Below are 15182 nucleotides of genomic sequence, written 5' to 3' on the forward strand. Positions count from 1 at the left end.
CATAATCTTCTAATTAAATTGGCAGGATCAAGCTTGGCCGGCCGATAGCCTTGCCAGTGGCTGAATAACGGCAGGTTGGCAGCGGATTACAGTTAACATAACGAACGGTTGTCTTGGTAAATTAAATAACAGTACTCGATATATTTCAATTGTGTGTCGTTCCCGAGCTAACGCTGGCAACAAAGCTCTACACACGTTTCTTTCGCGTTGACGGTGGCGCATTCAATCACAAGAATCGACGTTAGACGGCCGCGGCCGCGTTTTCTCATTTAACTGGCGCTAATTATGAGGTGACAGTGTGAATATTTCTGGTATAATAAGCCAGCAAAGGAGGCGATGACATGGCAGACACACAACCACCGCGCAGCGACGCGGCCCCTTGGAGTCTCGCCGGCAACACGGCGATCGATCGAGCGGTCCTGAGCCACATGGCCGACGACGCCCGTGCTGGCCACGCCGTCTGCCGCCTGATTCCGGCGGTCACGCACCTCGAGCACCTCATCGATGAGCTGGCGGACCTGGCCGATCCGCTGGCACTTGCGGTGGTCATGCCGACCGTCAGCCAGCATGCCTTCACCAACTTTTTGGCGCTGACGGCCAAGGTGCAGGCCGCTGGAGCCACGACAGTCACGCTCATCGCCCATAACACCGGCAGCCGCTACCGCCAGCACCTGGCGGACAACCCGGCCCAGGCCGCGAGCCTGGCGGGGTTGTCCGCCGCCGGGCTCACATTATGCGACACCGCGCAACCGCTCAAGACCCAGTTGCTGAGCATCCGCTACCCGGCGGCAACCTTCACCATCTCCGCCACCGCCAGCCTGTTCTCCGATCGCATTGCTCAGGCCAGCGATCTGGACGTGCTGACCTGCACCCCAACGGCCACCAGCACCCTGGCACCGTGGCTTTCGACTCTGGCCGCCAACAGCACCACGGTTCCCGTCGCCGTACCTGCGACCACGCCCGGCATCGTCACCGCCAGCATGCGTCAGGCCTTGTGGCGGCGCTACCAGCCCGACCGGGTGACCGAAGGGGTCCTCATTGGTGGGACGCGCTACACAATTTTCGAGTACGATGCGCTTGAGCTTACCATCTACGACGCACTGTCCGAACCAGTAACCTGCCACGCGTTTCTTCACCACCGACCAGCCGCGATTCTGGCCCGGGCCCAGAAACTCGGCCGCATCACCCGGCTGTACCGCGTCCCGACCCCCAGCGATCACTTGGTCACCACCCAGCAGGCGCTGACCAAGCTGGCCGGCCGGCTCTTCCACCCAGCCAACCAGCGGCGGCCGGTCGATTCACCACCGCAAACCACTTGACCCTGCATCCGTTGGCTATGAACAACGCGCGATATAGATAAAAACCGTTGGGCGCAAGCTCCAAGAACCGCTTCCCTAGGGCACAAGGCCTGTAAGCCTTGCGCCTTTTTGCGCAAAAAAGCGGCGTTACCCCGGGATGAATCCTGGGGTAACGCCGCGTCGGCACGGATGAAACGGTCGATGATGTATCCGTCAACTTGACCGGACCCCGAGCACGAAGCGGGGCTCTCAGATACTATCAGATTATTCTGCGCCGCCAGTTGACGCGCGCAAAAAAAACCGGCGCTGCAAGCCGAAACTTGCGACGCCGGTTCGTTATGGGTGGTCAGGGGATCGAACCCTGGACCCACGGATTAAGAGTCCGTTGCTCTGCCAGCTGAGCTAACCACCCATGTGATTGCCTTAACGACTTGATAATATTACCACCCCGGCCCTACGCGCGCAAGGCCATTCAGCGAAAAAGTCGAAAATCTGCTAAGATGGGGGCAAGGAATGGAGGGTCATCATGGAGTCCAATCGCATCATCTCCCTGCAAAACGCCGTGAACGTCCGCGACCTCGGCGGCTACCAAACCACTGCCGGCCGCACCGTCGCCTGGCACCGCCTGGTTCGCGCCGGCAGCCTGAGCGACCTGACGCCGGCGGACGAACAAAAGCTCATCGACTACGGGGTCGCGCACGACCTCGACCTGCGCAGCGACGCCGAGGTGCGGCGCGCGCCGGACCGGATCCCGGCGGCCATCGCGTACCGCCACCTGTCCGTCTACCCCTTCTCAGACCGCGCGCCGCTGTGGTGCCGCGCGTACCGCCATTTTTACCGCCGCCTGGTCAAAACGCCGGTCGGCATGGTCGCGACCTACGAGAAAATGCTGACGGACAGCCACGCCAACGCGATTTTCCGTGAGGTGTTCGCCACGGTGCTGGCCGCCGAGCCGAACGAAGCGGTGCTGTTTCACTGCGCCGCCGGCAAGGACCGCACCGGGGTGGCCGCGATGATGCTGCTCGGCGCCCTGGGCGTGCCCGAGGCCACCATTAAGGCGGACTACCTGCTGACCAACCGGATCTACGACGCCGCAGCAGCCGGCGTCAGGCCCAGCGGCAGCGCGGCGGTCGACGCGATGAACGCACACCCGGCGGAGGCCGCCAACTACCGCGCGGTGGCCACGCTGATTGTCCGGCACTACGGCGACTGGCCGCACTACGTCATGCGCCAGCTGGGGCTGTCGCCGGCCGATTTGACCGATCTAAGGAAGCTATACCTGATAGATTAGAATCGGCGCATAACGCCGTCCGATATGTGGATTAAAAATCTATACCTGGTGCGTATTTTATCTCGGCCAATTCTGCGCAAACGCTTCCGACGTCAGCCTGTGATTGGCTATCCCCCGCCTCCCAGTAAACGTATTCACCCGACGCCAGCGCCGAAAAAACGCGCGCCGCCGGCCACCGGAAATTCCGGCGACTGGCGGCGCGTGTTTTAATTTACTTGAAGTCGAACAGCGGGTGGATCGACTGGTTGGAGGCGATCAGCTTGATCGCCTGGCCGATCATCTGGCCCACCGAGATGGTGACCATGTTCGGCAGGCGCTTCTCCGCCGGCAGGTTGATGGTGTCGGTGACCACAATTTGGCGCAGCGGCAGGTTGGCGAGGCGCTGGCTGGCGCCGCGGGAGAAGATCGCGTGGGTCGCAACGGCGTAGATGTCCTTGGCGCCGGCCGCGGCGAGCGCGGTGTAGGCCTCAGCGGCGCGGTCGCCGGTGTCGATCAGGTCGTCGATGATGATTGCGTTTTGGCCCGCGACGTCCCCGATGATGCCGGCCTCGGCTTCCGGCCGCTTGTCGACGATGGCGATCGGCACGTGCAGCAGCTCGGCCAGCTCACGGGCGCGCTTGGTGCCCGAGTGATCCGGGGCCACCACGACAACGTCCGTCAGGTGTTGATCGCGGAAGTAGTCGGCGAACAGCGGCAGCGCCCGCAGGTGATCGACCGGAATGTCGAAGAAGCCCTGCAGCTGATCGGCGTGCAGGTCCACGGCGATGAAGCGGCTGATGCCGTCCATCGTCAGGAGGTTGGCCACCAGCTTGGCCGTGATCGGCTCGCGCGACCGGGCCTTGCGATCGGCGCGCGCATAGCCGTAGTACGGCACGACCACGTTGATCGTGTGGGCGCTGGCGCGGCGCAGCGCGTCGACCATGATCAGAAGCTCCATGAAGTTCTCGTTGACCGGGTCGGAAACCGGCTGAATCACGTAGACATCCGCGCCGCGCACGCTGTCGTCCAGGTCAATCGCGATCTCCCCGTCGGCAAAGTGCCGCACCGATGCCGGCGACAGCGGCAAGCCGACCTCCGCCGCGATTTTTTGCGCCAGCGGCAGATTGCCGTTGAGCGCGAACAGTTTAACTCCTGCCATGTCGTCCTCCATTAGGTTGTAGTGTCAGGCCCATTATACCAAAAAGTCGCGCGGCCGTCGAAGCCCGACTGCGGACCGGCCGCAACCGGCTTGTGAGGCGGTGTGCAGCGCCGCTACATTGCGTGGCAGCGCACAAAACGACGCGGTGCGTGACGCCCGTTTTCGACCACCGTCGCGCCCCGCCGCACCGGCCGGCGACCGCAAAACTACCCCGGCGCCGCGCCACTGGGTATAATGGGGACATGGGAGGCGGATCATGGAACCACAACGATTGTTACCGATTCCGGACGCGGTGAACCTGCGCGAGCTCGGCGGGTACCCCGTGGCCGGCGGGCGGCGGGTGCAAAACCGCCGGCTGCTGCGCTCGGGCAGCCTGGCCCTGATGACGGCGGCCGATGCGCAGCAGATCTACGACTACGGGGTGCGCCAGGTGGTGGACCTGAGAAGCGACGCCGAGCAACGCGGCTGGCCGGATGTGCTGGCCCCGGGCGTCACCTACCACGCGCTGTCCATCCTGCCCTTCGCCGACATGGCGCCGCTGCCTCAGACACTTGCGCAGTACCTCGGCGCGATGCAGGACCCGCGGATTGCGCCGATGGCCGAGTACTCCCTGCGCATGCTCACGGATGCGCACGCGATTGTGCAGTGGCGCACACTGATCGACCTGGTGCTGGCGCTGCCGGAGGACGAGGTGCTGCTGTTTCACTGCGCCGCCGGCAAGGACCGCACCGGGGTGGCCGCGATGATTCTGCTCGGCCTCCTCGGCGCGTCCGAGGCCACAATTCGCCAGGATTACCTCTTGACCAACGCCGTTTTCGAGGCGCCGGCCGCCCGGGTGACCCAGGCGCTGCAGGACCCGGGCAGCACCTTCGTCGCGGACATGAACCGCAACCGCGCCGAGCGCCAGTGCGAGATGGCGGTGGCGGCGTACATCCGCGGCGCGCACGGCGATTGGCCGCACTACGCCAAGGCGGTGCTGGGGATCGATGAGGCGACGCAGACGATTTTGCGGCAGCGGCTGTTGGCGCCGTGAAAAAGCTTGCGATTCGTCTAGACCATTGTTGACATGGACGGCCCCCGCGGTGTATATTGGACTAGACCAAACAAGGAGGCTTTTATGATGGAAGTAAAAATCGTTAAAGATAAAGAAGAAGGCGGCCAGGTCGCTTTTGACCTCATCAAGGCTGGCATCGAACAAGGCGCCAAGGTTCTGGGCCTTGCCACCGGCAGCACCCCGATTACGCTGTACCAAGCCATGATCGCAAGCGACCTTGACTTCAGTAACCTGACTTCGATCAACCTCGACGAGTACGTTGGCCTGCCGGAAGACAACCCGCAGAGCTACCACCAGTTCATGAAGGACAACCTCTTCAACAAGAAGCCGTTCGCCCACTCCTACGTGCCGAACGGTAACGCCGAAGACTCCGAGGCCGCCGCTGCGGACTACGAGAAGATTCTGGCGGCCAACCCGATCGACATCCAGATCCTGGGCATCGGCCGCAACGGCCACATCGGCTTCAACGAGCCGGGCTCCGACCTCGACGGCAAGACCCATAAGGTGCACCTGACCGAATCCACGATTGAGGCCAACAAGCGCTTCTTCGACCGCGAAGAGGACGTGCCGCGCTACGCCATCTCCATGGGCATCGGCTCGATCATGAAGGGCAAGAAGATTCTGCTTCTGGCCTACGGTGAAGACAAGGCCGACGCCATCAAGGCGACCATCGAAGGCCCCGTCACCAACCACGTGCCGGCTTCCGTGCTGCAGAACCACTCGGATGCGATCCTCATCATCGACGAAGCGGCCGCAAGCAAGCTCAGCAAGTAATTTCACAAGCTACGAAAAAATCCGCCGATATGGCGGATTTTTTTTCGGCTAAGCGACCCTTGCCACCACCGGCTGGTCAAACCCTAACCCGGCTGCCATGACCGCAATCAGTGGCACGTGATACACTAGCGCAAGCAGAAAGTTGAAACCGGTTGGTAAATCTGATCTTTTCGAAGGCGAGGTGGTGCGTATGCACGATGCTCAAACTCCAAAGGAAAGGAGGTGCCGTGTTGACGGTTAGCGAAGCAATCCTCGTTGCGTTGACGTTCGGCGGGTTTATCCTGTCGCTCGTCGATCTGATGCTTAAGATTGCGGACCACGGCAACAAAAAAGATCGCGAGTAAACTTCGTGGCAGGAGTTTAGCGATCTTCTAACTGAATCAATGCCAGCCGTTATCAACGGTCTGCGAGCCCCGTGTTGACGCACGGGGTTTTTCTCTGCCTTCAGTATAGCATGCCCACGCCGCCGCGCAAACCCGGCGGCCAACCTCGTCACTCGCCCCTCACCGCGTTGCCACCCGCTGATTACCGCTCCGCGACCCGCGTCCCACTGCGCGGTCAACCAGTTATTGATGCACAACTAGCCCGCGGCCTCGGTCCTGCGCCCGACCCCAATCTCCGCATAACGAGCGATGCACCTAAGCACCCGACCGGTTAAACTAAAGGCATCACAACACTTGGAGGAGAAATAACATGAAACTGCGCAAATCATCGACCGACCGGGTCTTCACCGGCGTCTGCGGCGGCATCGCCGAGGCCCTGGGCATCGGCAGCATCTGGGTGCGTCTGCTGTTCGTGTTCGGCGGCGGCATCCTGTTTTGGGTCTACCTGGCGCTGATGTTCCTGATGGCAGACTAACCACTGTTTCACGTGAAACAACTTTAAGCCGACAAACGCTGATTTGTCGGCTTTTTATTTTACTCTGGCACAAACACGGCACACGCTGAACGATTTTCACCCTGACGGCACTGCAACCAGTCCTTCCCGTCGTTTAGAAGCCTCAATGTCACGCCTGTTTTAGAGGTAACCCTAAATCTCTAAAGTCGTTCGCACATCCCCGTGGCCAAGGCGAGCCCGAATCACTAACGGGTTCTCCCAAGGCTAAGTAGCAGTGAGGCGAGCAAGTGCGCAATGCGTGGGCGGTCACCGTCGGCACTTTAGCCAATCCACCGTATAAGTCGTGTTCATCCTCCGCAGCGCGATTAAATGCGGTTTTTTAATGGCCGGCGCTGGCACTGCCCGAACGGGCAACGCAGGTGTACCCTTTTGGACGATGGCAAGGCAGCTAGTTCTCGGTATGCTGTATTCATCAAGTCAACCAAAGGAGAACAGACATGGAAAATGCCAGGAAGAAAACGCCAATGAAGTCCCTCGTGATCGCCGCAATTTTGACCGTCGTCGGCACAGCGCTCGGCTGGTTCATTCGCAACACGTGATGCGAGATCCTGAAAACTGCCCAATCGGGCAACGAAAGTCTGCCCGTTCAGACGATGGCAGCACGCACGATCCACGGTAAGCTAGGTTCATCTGTTAATTGCAGGAGGCAAACATGACACAAGCAGCATTGAAGGTCGATCATCTCACGAAGGACTTTGGCCACGGTCGCGGCATCTTCGACGTCAGCTTCGAGATCCACCCCGGCGAAGTCTTCGGGTTCCTCGGTCCTAACGGCGCCGGCAAAACCACGACCATTCGCCACATCACTGGCTTCACCAAGCCGGGGTCCGGCTCCGTCAGCGTGCTCGGCCTGGACGCCACCACCCAATACAACCAAGTGATGAAGCACATCGGCTACTTGCCAGGGGAGATTGCGCTGCCCGAGAACGTCAGCGGGTGGCAGTTCATTCGCACCATGCAACAGATGCGCGGCGTCAAAAATGACACATACTTGAACCAGTTGCTTGAGATGTTTGACCTCGACCCCAGCGGCAACACCAAGCGCATGAGCCTCGGCACCAAGCGTAAGCTCGCGGTGGTCACCGCCTTCCTAGCTGACCCAGAGATTCTCATTCTCGATGAGCCGACCAGCGGGCTTGATCCGGCGATGCAGGCGCAATTCATTCAGTTCATGGTGTCCGAGAAGCGGCGCGGCAAAACCATCCTACTTTCCAGCCACATTTTTCCAGAAGTCGAGGCGACCTGTGACCGCATCGCCATCATCAAGGACGGCAAGATTGTGTCGCAAGTCGACGCCAACAAGCTCCAGAACAAAGATGTGAAGACTTACGAGCTGTTCTTCGCCACAGAACACGACCGCGACTTGGCGGCTAACGAACTCGGCGGCACAAAGTGCAAAGTCGGCTTGAAGGTGAAGGTCAAAGCGGCGGAAGTCGGTGACTTTTTCGCCAACCAGCTCAAAGGCCGCCATATCACGAAGCTGGTTGAAGACAAGTTCGATCTGGAATCGTACTTCATGAACTTTTACCGCACGGACAAGATCTTCAAGACGATTTAACGGAGGAACGTAATGTTAGCAATGGTTGAAACCAAGCAATTATCTAAGAACTACAAACACGACCGCGGCGTGCACGGCATGAACATGGCAATCCAGCAAGGCGAAGTTGTCGGCATCGTCGGCAAGAACGGTGCCGGCAAAACCACCACCATGCGGATGCTGATGGGGTTCATTCACCCGTCGGAAGGCGCCGCCGCCATTCGCGGCATGGACACCTGGGCTAAGGCCGCCAAGACCAAGTCGCTGATTGGCTACGTGCCAGGCGAAATCGCCTTTCCCGATACCAAGTCCGGTGCGACTTTCTTACAGAACGAACTGGCGCTGCTGCGCGCCAACAAGGACGAATACGTCAATGAGTTGATCCAGCGCTTCAAGATCGACCTCACTGCCGACTTGCGCCGTATGAGCAAAGGCATGAAGCAGAAGACCGCGCTGGTGTGCGCATTCATGACTAAACCACCGCTGTTATTGCTAGACGAGCCGACCACTGGCTTAGATCCCGTGATGCGCGACGCCTTTATCGACTTGATCCTCCAAGTCAAAGCCCAGGGCACCACCGTGTTCTTGAGCAGTCATATGTTTAACGAGCTGGAGCGCACCTGCGACCGCATCATGTTCCTCAAAGATGGCCAAGTGATCGACGTGCTCGATGAGCGCAAGTCTGCCGAGATCCACGCCGCCCAGCGCGTGACCATCGAGGCCGCAACCAATGACGGCTTCGATTGCCTATTGACCAGCGGCTTTGAGGTGGTGCGCCAAGACCCGCTGCACAACACCGTGGTACTGTTGGTGCCCAACGCCGATGAAGCCAAGCTGTTGCAGCTGTTGAGTGAAGTCAAGCTCACCGACGTCAGCTTTGCGACACAGACGCTGGACAACTACTTCGAGAAGGAATTGGAGCTGTAATGCGGCTTCGTATACAAGAAAGCGAGCAGATCAAATCATGAGTTTTCCATTACTGAAACAAACCTTTAAGTCCAACTTCGCCGTCTGGGGGCTGGTGACCTTGGTGATGAACGTCATCTTGGCCCAGCTGATCGTGATGAAGCAAACCCAAGCCTTAGTCGGGCCGATGTACTTCGGCATGCTGGCTTCAACGATGGTCGCATTGTTCGTGGTTATCTCCGGTAACAAATTACTTGCCGGGCAAGTCGACCAAGGCTCAATGGCTTATATTCTCACCGCGCCGATTCGTCGCACTACCGTTGCGATCACGCAGCTGGTGTACATGGTTGGGAGCCTCGCCGTCACTTATGGCGCGATGGCAGGTGTGTCCGTGATTGCTAACAACATCGCCGACGCGGGCTTCAAGACCCAGACGCTGATCAACTTGAACTTCGGGGCGTTCATGGTCGCCTTGGCCTTTGCCGGCATCATGTTTGCCGCTTCCGGAATCTTCAACCTTTCCAAGCACGCGCTTGGCACCGGTGGTTTGCTAGTTATCTTGTTCATTCTTCTGGCAATCGTCGGCTCCTTTGCCGATTACGGTGTGGCAGGACTAGAAAACGTCCAGCACTTGACCATCGTCAACTTATTCGACTACAAGAATATCTTGGCCGCAGGGTCCAAGTGGCTGCCTAAGTTGGTCGTTTTAGGTGGCATCGCCGCTGTGACCTTCGGCGTCGGCACCACGGCCTTTGCCAAGAAGGACTTGCCACTTTAATCAACAACGATGTGTCTTTGTTGGACACATCGTTTTTTGTGATAAGAGGGCGTATCATTAAAGCTAGAGGATATTGTATGAAGAAGAAAACCCCATATTACGTGTTGCGCCTGCCATTGATGTTGTTCATGTTGATTGTTGGCTTCGCTGCAATGTATGTCGCCAGTACTGCCAGTAGTATTAACCTGTCCAGTGGCTGGCTGACGCACTATTCAGATATTACGCAGATGTGGCAGGAACAAATCATATTCGGTGGTCTGCTGGCCGAAGAAGTGCTGCTATGGTTTGGTGATTGGCTAATCCGGCGAGGTCGATTGTGGTTGTTGTTACCGCAGTTGGGCTTTGCGATTAGCACAACCATTGCGTTGACTAATCAGATGCCTGTACTATTTTTCGGCGTAATTCCAATCATGGCTATCGAGATGATCAACTTGTACTCGCGGCCTAAGCAAGCCTTGGGGTATTTAGCTGGGCTGAGTCTCTTGATCTGGTTGGTGTATGTTGTGTACAACGGCTGGCTGGAAGGTGTTGCGGTATTGGTTGGGCTGGTGTTTATGTTGCTGGTAGTGATCGCTTACTGGCGTTTTTTCCAACAGCAACAAGCCGCCCGTCAACGCGCCGAAGACCTGGTTTCGGAGCTGAAAATTGCCTATTCGCAAGTCGAAGAATCGACAGTGCGCACCGAACGCCAGCGGGTGGCGCGTGAGTTGCACGATACCTTGACCCAGGGCTTGGCCGGAACGGTCATGCAGCTGGAAGCAGCGCAGGCCTTTTTGCAAAGCGGCAAGGATGACCGGGCGCTTGAAGTCATCCAAGGCGCAACCGGCATCGCCCGCGATACCTTGCGCGACACGCGGCTGACCTTGACCGACTTGCGCGCGACGTCGGAGCAGAGCCTGACGGCACGGCTGGAACTGCTGGCCGAAGCCTTCATGAAGAACTATCAGTTAGACGTATCGATCAAGATGAACGATGTGCCGGACTACTCCGGCGCTCAGCTCACCGAGATCAGCCGCATCGTGTCAGAGGCGTTGATCAATGTGGTCAAGCACACCGACACCAAGCAGGCAATCGTACGCGGTGAATCGGTTGAAGATATTTTCCGCCTGCAGGTGATCGACTTTGGCGAAGGCACGATCATGAAGAAGAAGTCCGGCCATTTCGGGATGCAGGGTATGCACGAGCGCGCTGCGGCGCTTGATGGTGCGTTGACCGTCGTCAGCACCGCAGGCGAAGGCACCACCGTGACCTTGACGATGCCAGTAACGAAGAAGGAGCAATTATGAGTATTCGCGTTTTAATCGTAGACGATCACCAGATTTTACGTACCGGCTTGTCGCTGATCATGGAAACCACCGACGGTATGGAGGCCGTCGGCACCGCCGTGGACGGCCAGGACGGCTTGGCCAAGGTCGAAGAATTGACACCAGACGTGGTGTTGACTGATATTCGGATGCCGAACATGGACGGCATCGCAATGCTGCGCGAGTTGGCGCAGACCCACCCGGCCTTGCCAGTGGTGGTGTTGACGACGTTTGATGACCAGGAGCCGATCCAACAGGCCCTGCGTCTAGGGGCCAAAGGCTTCATGCTCAAAGACGCCGACAAGGACACCATCGTCAAGACGATTCAAGGCGCCATCAACGGCCAGGTCTATGTCGAGCCATCGTTGATGGGCAAGGCGTTTGCGGCACCGGCGGCAGCTAAGCCGCAACTGAATGACCGTGACCAGCAGATTTTGAGGATGGTGGCCGAAGGGTCGCGGAATATCGACATTGCCGACACGCTGCATCTCAGCGAGCGAACAATCAAGGCACACCTCACCGAGATCTACAATCAGTTGGGCGTGTTCACCCGCGCTGAGGCGGTGGCGGCAGCGTTGCGTGACGGCTTAATTGAGTTATAGACGAAAGTATGTGCCGATTATTTTCTCTCTCACATCTGATGCTGACAAGAAACACTAACAGCGCCGTTCAAGCTCTATATACTTGGTTTTCTCTACTTTTTCAAGTCCAGTGTGCCACCATCTAGTCTTCGCCAATTGTTGATGCTGTTACGATAGCCGCAGACTATGAAAAGAGAAATATTGTCGAAATGGTGGATTGCTGCGCATTCCACACTTAGCTAGTAACTAGTTAATCCTTATGGTACCGGCGTTTCTACCCAGTATTCAGGCATGCTTGTGTAGTTTACTCCTCCCTGTTAGCGTACTGGGGGGATGGGCGGCGGCTGACGCCGACCGCCCTTTGCTCGCGCTTGCGCCTTTCGCGCTGCACAGCGCGCGGAAAAGTGATGAGACAGAAACGGCGATCACCCTTATCTGAGATACCCCTCGATAAAGCATTATCGGATGGCGTCGTGGCACAGAGATGGCACACTTCAATGTGTTTTCGTTGATCTTCGACGCTTTTAGCTCTGCTGATACGCTGCTAACTCACTATCCTTGCCTCACCTATATGAGGCTTTTTTTTTCGCGTCATGCGGCCGTGGTCGCCCGCCGCGGCGGGCCGGCCACGAAGCCGACGCCGCCGAGCAGCATCAGGAAGACGAACGCGCCCAGCAGGCCCCAGAGCCAGCCGGTGACCCGGCCACCCAAGAACAGCAGCGCAAAGGCGCCGTACCACGGCCGGGCGCGCAGCCAGCGCTGCGGCTGGCTCGGCGGGGCCGCCACCTGCCGGCGCACGCGGGTTGCCGCCGCGGCCGTGGTCGCGGCGCGCCGTGCCACCACCACCCGGCGGTACGCGGTACCGATTGGGCCCTCGCAGCGGATCAGGGTGACGCGATCCTCCTGAGTTTGGGCCAGCACCGCGGTTTCGGTCTGCTTCACCACGCGGTTGTCGACCACGTGGTAGGTGAAGACGCGCCGGCCGTCGCTGAGGTACACCGCCGCGCCCTTTTTCAGCCGGTTGATTGCGCCGAGCAGCACCTTGTCCTGGTGAAAATTATGCGCGGCGAACACGTTGTTCCCCTCCCCCAGCGGCCGATCCGTGAAGTAGCGCGCAACCCCGGCGGAAAGTGTCGCGTTGCTCATGCGGCCGAACACAGGCAGCGTGATGTCGACGCTCGGAATGATCAGCGCCGCGTAGCCGCTTTGGCGCTGAAGGCTTGCGGCCTGGGTCTGCGCCGCCACGTAGGTCTTCGCGTCCACCTCGGAAATCGGCGTCCGCTGCGTCGGCGCGCCGGCCTTGGCCACGCGCGCGGCGTTGGCCCGCATCGCCTGGCCATCCAGCGCCGGGGCGCGCTCGAGGTTGCGCCACACCAGGCCGCCGGCGAGCACCGCGGCGGCGAGCAGCAGCGCCGCCGGCAGGAACCACAGCCAGCGCCTAGTCATGCGGGGCCTCGCGCTGGGCCGCCGGGTCCGTCTCGGCCGCCGCCGTCCCCGGAGCTGCCGCGGTCGGGTCTACCGAGTGTGTCTCGTCTGCCGGGGCCTCGTTAATCGCGGTCTCCGCCAGCTTGCCCGCGGGTGCCGATTCGTTTTTGGCCGCCTCGGCCGCCTCCCGCCGCCGCTTCTTGCGCGCGTAGTACCAGTAGGTCAGGATCAGCGCGATCAGCAGGAACAGGAAGCAGTACTTCCAGACGTTCATCAAAGACCACCGGTCGCGCACGCGGACCGCGGTGGCCTTGGCCTTTTTCAGCGCGATGCGGTGGGCGAACACCAGCAGGCGGTGGTCGTTGATGCCCTGCGGCGTGCAGGTCATCAGGATCACCTTGTTTCGGCTATCCGTGATGTTGAACGCCTTGTACGCGTCCGGGTCGGTCGGGTCGATCACGCGCTTGCCGTCGACCGCGTAGGCGTACTGGTGCGCGAAGGCGTCGAGGTACACGACGTCGCCTTTTTGCAGGTAGCGAATGTTGTCAAAAAAGATCCGGTTGGCCAGCCCCGTGTGCGCGGTCAAAGAGGCCGTCACGTTCTGGCCGGCGGCGGGCAGCGAGGTGTAGTCCAAGGACCCGACGCCCTTGGCCAGCACGGCGTCGGCGGTGCCGTAAAACACCGGGGTGGCCTTGAGGTGGATGCTCGGGATCCGCACGTAGCCAAAGGCGTCGCCGGCGTCGGCCTGAATCGCCTTGAACGTCGCCTGCGGGTACGGCCGCACCCGGCCGCGCTGGCGCGCCAGGATGTTGGCGTTGTACTGGCGGATCAGCGCATCGCGCTTGGCGTCGGCCGGGTAGGCGCGCTTACGGTAGTCCTTGGCGAGCTCGAGGCGCTGGTTGGAGGCCAGCCGGTCGTACACGAACGGGGTGAAAAACAGGACGACGGACAAAGCGATGCCAAGCATCAGCACCACGCTGAGCACGCGCGACGGGCGGCGCTTGCGTGCCGCCCCGTTCGCCTCACGTGGTCTAGTCGGTTTCGCCATGGTTGTCCCCCCTTCCCTGTCGGTGGTGCGTCTGGTCTAGTGCAATCGGGGGCTGGTCCCCTGTCGGCGCTTGCGGTGCGGTGGCCGCGGTTTGGTCGCGGCGGTCGTCGGCCGCCTTAGTGGCCTCGGTTTGGCCGTGACGGTCGCCGGCCGCCGCGGTGGCCCCGACCTGGTCGGCCCCACCGCCTGCGGCCGCCCGGCGCTGCTGGCGGCGCTTGTGCGTCAGCCACAGGTAGTACGCCACAAACAGCAGCACCAGCAGGCTCATCACGTAGAGCCACACGTGGTACAGGCTGAAGGTGTCGCGTGCAATCACCGGCGTCGCCGCGGCCGCCTTGAGCGTGATGCGCTCGCCGTACACCAGCAGGCGGTGCGAGTTGACGAACAGCGGCGTGCAGGTCAACAGCACGGCGAGGTCGCGGCCGGGCTGGACGGCGACGGCTTCCACCGCACCTTTTTCCCGCGGGTCGACGACCTTCAGGCGCGTCACGCGGTAGGCCTTGCGGGTGCCGTCGAAGGTGGTCAGGTAGTACACGTCGCCCTTTTTCAGGTAGCGGATGTTGTCGAAAATCACGCGGTTGGCGAGCCCGGAGTGGCCGGTCACGACCGCCAGCGTGTCGGCGCCGCCGTACGGCAGGCTGGTGCCGGGCATCGTGCCCGCCCCCTGCGCCAGGACCTTTTCGCTGTCGCCGTAGCGGATCACGGTGTTCTCGATGCCGACGGCGGGCACGCTGACGTAGCCGATCACGGCGCCGCGCGGCTGGACCTGCGCGAACGTGCGGACGGGCGACGGCAGCGGCCGCCCCGCCTGGCGGGCGGCCACGTTGGCGTTGTAGCCCTGCACGCGCCGCACCAAGGCAGACGCCGGCTTCGCGGCCGCCGCGCGGTCGAACTTGGCCGCCTCAAGCGTCGATTCGTGCTGGATGTAGCGGGTGTAGCAGGTCGGCGCGAACAGCAGGATCAGGCCGATGACGAACAGGATGCCGAACACCAGGTTGAACCAGAACGGCGACCACGTTTTGGGCGCAAACAGGCGCCAGTGCGGCTTTGCGTTCATCTGTCCTCCTCCTTTTCGCGGATATGTAGTGAAAATGACCCTTACCGTGGTAAAGGTCACCTTCTGTCTGGGTGTGACGTGTCAAAACCGGTGC

15 protein-coding genes and 1 tRNA gene are annotated in these 15182 nt (G+C 60.4%); 11 read left to right on the plus strand and 5 right to left on the minus strand.

Features of this window, described 5'->3' with window-relative positions:
* Positions 1–341: 341 nt before the first annotated feature.
* Positions 342–1319 carry a hypothetical protein gene (locus tag LE416_RS12305; RefSeq protein ID WP_225049277.1) on the plus strand — a complete coding sequence of 326 codons (978 nt, stop codon included), beginning with the start codon at positions 342–344 and terminating at the stop codon, positions 1317–1319.
* A 318-nt stretch (positions 1320–1637) separates the two neighbouring features.
* Here the strand turns inward: LE416_RS12305 and LE416_RS12310 are convergent.
* Positions 1638–1710: transfer RNA gene (locus tag LE416_RS12310), tRNA-Lys, on the minus strand.
* A 114-nt stretch (positions 1711–1824) separates the two neighbouring features.
* Here LE416_RS12310 and LE416_RS12315 point away from each other — a divergent pair.
* A complete protein-coding gene (locus LE416_RS12315; protein WP_225049278.1) occupies positions 1825–2589 on the plus strand; it encodes a tyrosine-protein phosphatase in 765 nt (254 codons plus the stop codon).
* A 211-nt stretch (positions 2590–2800) separates the two neighbouring features.
* Here LE416_RS12315 and LE416_RS12320 read toward each other — a convergent pair whose 3' ends face one another.
* Positions 2801–3727, minus strand: a complete 927-nt coding sequence (locus tag LE416_RS12320; protein WP_225049279.1) for a ribose-phosphate diphosphokinase — start codon at positions 3725–3727, stop codon at positions 2801–2803.
* Positions 3728–3983: 256 nt separating this feature from the next.
* On the opposite strand from LE416_RS12320, the gene LE416_RS12325 reads away from it, so the two are divergent.
* The 9 genes from LE416_RS12325 (at position 3984) to LE416_RS12365 (ending at position 11579) form a co-directional block, all read left to right on the plus strand.
* Positions 3984–4760: a tyrosine-protein phosphatase gene (locus LE416_RS12325; RefSeq protein WP_225049280.1), complete on the plus strand. Its 777-nt coding sequence runs from the start codon at positions 3984–3986 to the stop codon at positions 4758–4760.
* An 87-nt stretch (positions 4761–4847) separates the two neighbouring features.
* Positions 4848–5555 carry a glucosamine-6-phosphate deaminase gene (gene nagB, locus LE416_RS12330; RefSeq protein WP_225049372.1) on the plus strand — a complete coding sequence of 236 codons (708 nt, stop codon included), beginning with the start codon at positions 4848–4850 and terminating at the stop codon, positions 5553–5555.
* 230 nt (positions 5556–5785) lie between these two features.
* Positions 5786–5899 carry a putative holin-like toxin gene (locus LE416_RS12335; RefSeq protein WP_225049281.1) on the plus strand — a complete coding sequence of 38 codons (114 nt, stop codon included), beginning with the start codon at positions 5786–5788 and terminating at the stop codon, positions 5897–5899.
* A gap of 349 nt (positions 5900–6248) precedes the next feature.
* Complete coding sequence (locus tag LE416_RS12340) at positions 6249–6413, plus strand: PspC domain-containing protein (protein ID WP_225049282.1); 165 nt, start codon at positions 6249–6251, stop codon at positions 6411–6413.
* 691 nt (positions 6414–7104) lie between these two features.
* On the plus strand, positions 7105–8010 hold the full coding sequence (locus LE416_RS12345) for an ABC transporter ATP-binding protein (RefSeq protein ID WP_225049283.1): 906 nt from the start codon (positions 7105–7107) through the stop codon (positions 8008–8010).
* Between the two features lie 12 nt (positions 8011–8022).
* On the plus strand, positions 8023–8916 hold the full coding sequence (locus LE416_RS12350) for an ABC transporter ATP-binding protein (protein WP_225049284.1): 894 nt from the start codon (positions 8023–8025) through the stop codon (positions 8914–8916).
* A 37-nt stretch (positions 8917–8953) separates the two neighbouring features.
* The gene (locus tag LE416_RS12355) at positions 8954–9673 is read left to right on the plus strand and encodes an ABC transporter permease subunit (RefSeq protein WP_225049285.1); all 720 of its coding nucleotides are present in this window, start codon (positions 8954–8956) and stop codon (positions 9671–9673) included.
* A gap of 77 nt (positions 9674–9750) precedes the next feature.
* A complete protein-coding gene (locus tag LE416_RS12360; protein WP_225049286.1) occupies positions 9751–10959 on the plus strand; it encodes a sensor histidine kinase in 1209 nt (402 codons plus the stop codon).
* Complete coding sequence (locus LE416_RS12365) at positions 10956–11579, plus strand: response regulator transcription factor (RefSeq protein ID WP_225049287.1); 624 nt, start codon at positions 10956–10958, stop codon at positions 11577–11579. The genes LE416_RS12360 and LE416_RS12365 overlap by 4 nt, the downstream gene beginning before the upstream one ends.
* Before the next feature lie 570 nt (positions 11580–12149).
* Here LE416_RS12365 and LE416_RS12370 read toward each other — a convergent pair.
* The 3 genes from LE416_RS12370 to LE416_RS12380 are packed head-to-tail and all read right to left on the minus strand — an operon-like array spanning position 12150 to position 15088.
* Positions 12150–13004 (minus strand): class A sortase, encoded by an 855-nt coding sequence (locus LE416_RS12370; protein ID WP_225049288.1) that lies wholly within the window; start codon positions 13002–13004, stop codon positions 12150–12152.
* Positions 12997–14031 (minus strand): class C sortase, encoded by a 1035-nt coding sequence (locus tag LE416_RS12375; protein WP_225049289.1) that lies wholly within the window; start codon positions 14029–14031, stop codon positions 12997–12999. Before LE416_RS12375 ends, LE416_RS12370 begins: the two co-directional genes overlap by 8 nt.
* Positions 14015–15088, minus strand: coding sequence for a class C sortase (locus LE416_RS12380; protein ID WP_225049290.1), 1074 nt, complete (start codon positions 15086–15088; stop codon positions 14015–14017). Before LE416_RS12380 ends, LE416_RS12375 begins: the two co-directional genes overlap by 17 nt.
* Positions 15089–15182 lie beyond the last annotated feature (94 nt).

The organism is Lacticaseibacillus kribbianus (assembly GCF_020180945.1).
Lineage (GTDB): Bacteria > Bacillota > Bacilli > Lactobacillales > Lactobacillaceae > Lacticaseibacillus > Lacticaseibacillus kribbianus.

Coding starts and splice junctions, on each gene's coding strand:
- LE416_RS12320 (WP_225049279.1), bottom strand. CDS start 3,727: ATGGCAGGAGTTAAACTGTTCGCGCTCAACGGCAATCTGCCGCTGGCG.
- LE416_RS12380 (WP_225049290.1), bottom strand. CDS start 15,088: ATGAACGCAAAGCCGCACTGGCGCCTGTTTGCGCCCAAAACGTGGTCG.
- LE416_RS12365 (WP_225049287.1), top strand. CDS start 10,956: ATGAGTATTCGCGTTTTAATCGTAGACGATCACCAGATTTTACGTACC.
- LE416_RS12325 (WP_225049280.1), top strand. CDS start 3,984: ATGGAACCACAACGATTGTTACCGATTCCGGACGCGGTGAACCTGCGC.
- LE416_RS12340 (WP_225049282.1), top strand. CDS start 6,249: ATGAAACTGCGCAAATCATCGACCGACCGGGTCTTCACCGGCGTCTGC.
- LE416_RS12315 (WP_225049278.1), top strand. CDS start 1,825: ATGGAGTCCAATCGCATCATCTCCCTGCAAAACGCCGTGAACGTCCGC.
- LE416_RS12355 (WP_225049285.1), top strand. CDS start 8,954: ATGAGTTTTCCATTACTGAAACAAACCTTTAAGTCCAACTTCGCCGTC.
- LE416_RS12360 (WP_225049286.1), top strand. CDS start 9,751: ATGAAGAAGAAAACCCCATATTACGTGTTGCGCCTGCCATTGATGTTG.
- LE416_RS12305 (WP_225049277.1), top strand. CDS start 342: ATGGCAGACACACAACCACCGCGCAGCGACGCGGCCCCTTGGAGTCTC.
- nagB (WP_225049372.1), top strand. CDS start 4,848: ATGGAAGTAAAAATCGTTAAAGATAAAGAAGAAGGCGGCCAGGTCGCT.
- LE416_RS12370 (WP_225049288.1), bottom strand. CDS start 13,004: ATGACTAGGCGCTGGCTGTGGTTCCTGCCGGCGGCGCTGCTGCTCGCC.
- LE416_RS12375 (WP_225049289.1), bottom strand. CDS start 14,031: ATGGCGAAACCGACTAGACCACGTGAGGCGAACGGGGCGGCACGCAAG.
- LE416_RS12345 (WP_225049283.1), top strand. CDS start 7,105: ATGACACAAGCAGCATTGAAGGTCGATCATCTCACGAAGGACTTTGGC.
- LE416_RS12350 (WP_225049284.1), top strand. CDS start 8,023: ATGTTAGCAATGGTTGAAACCAAGCAATTATCTAAGAACTACAAACAC.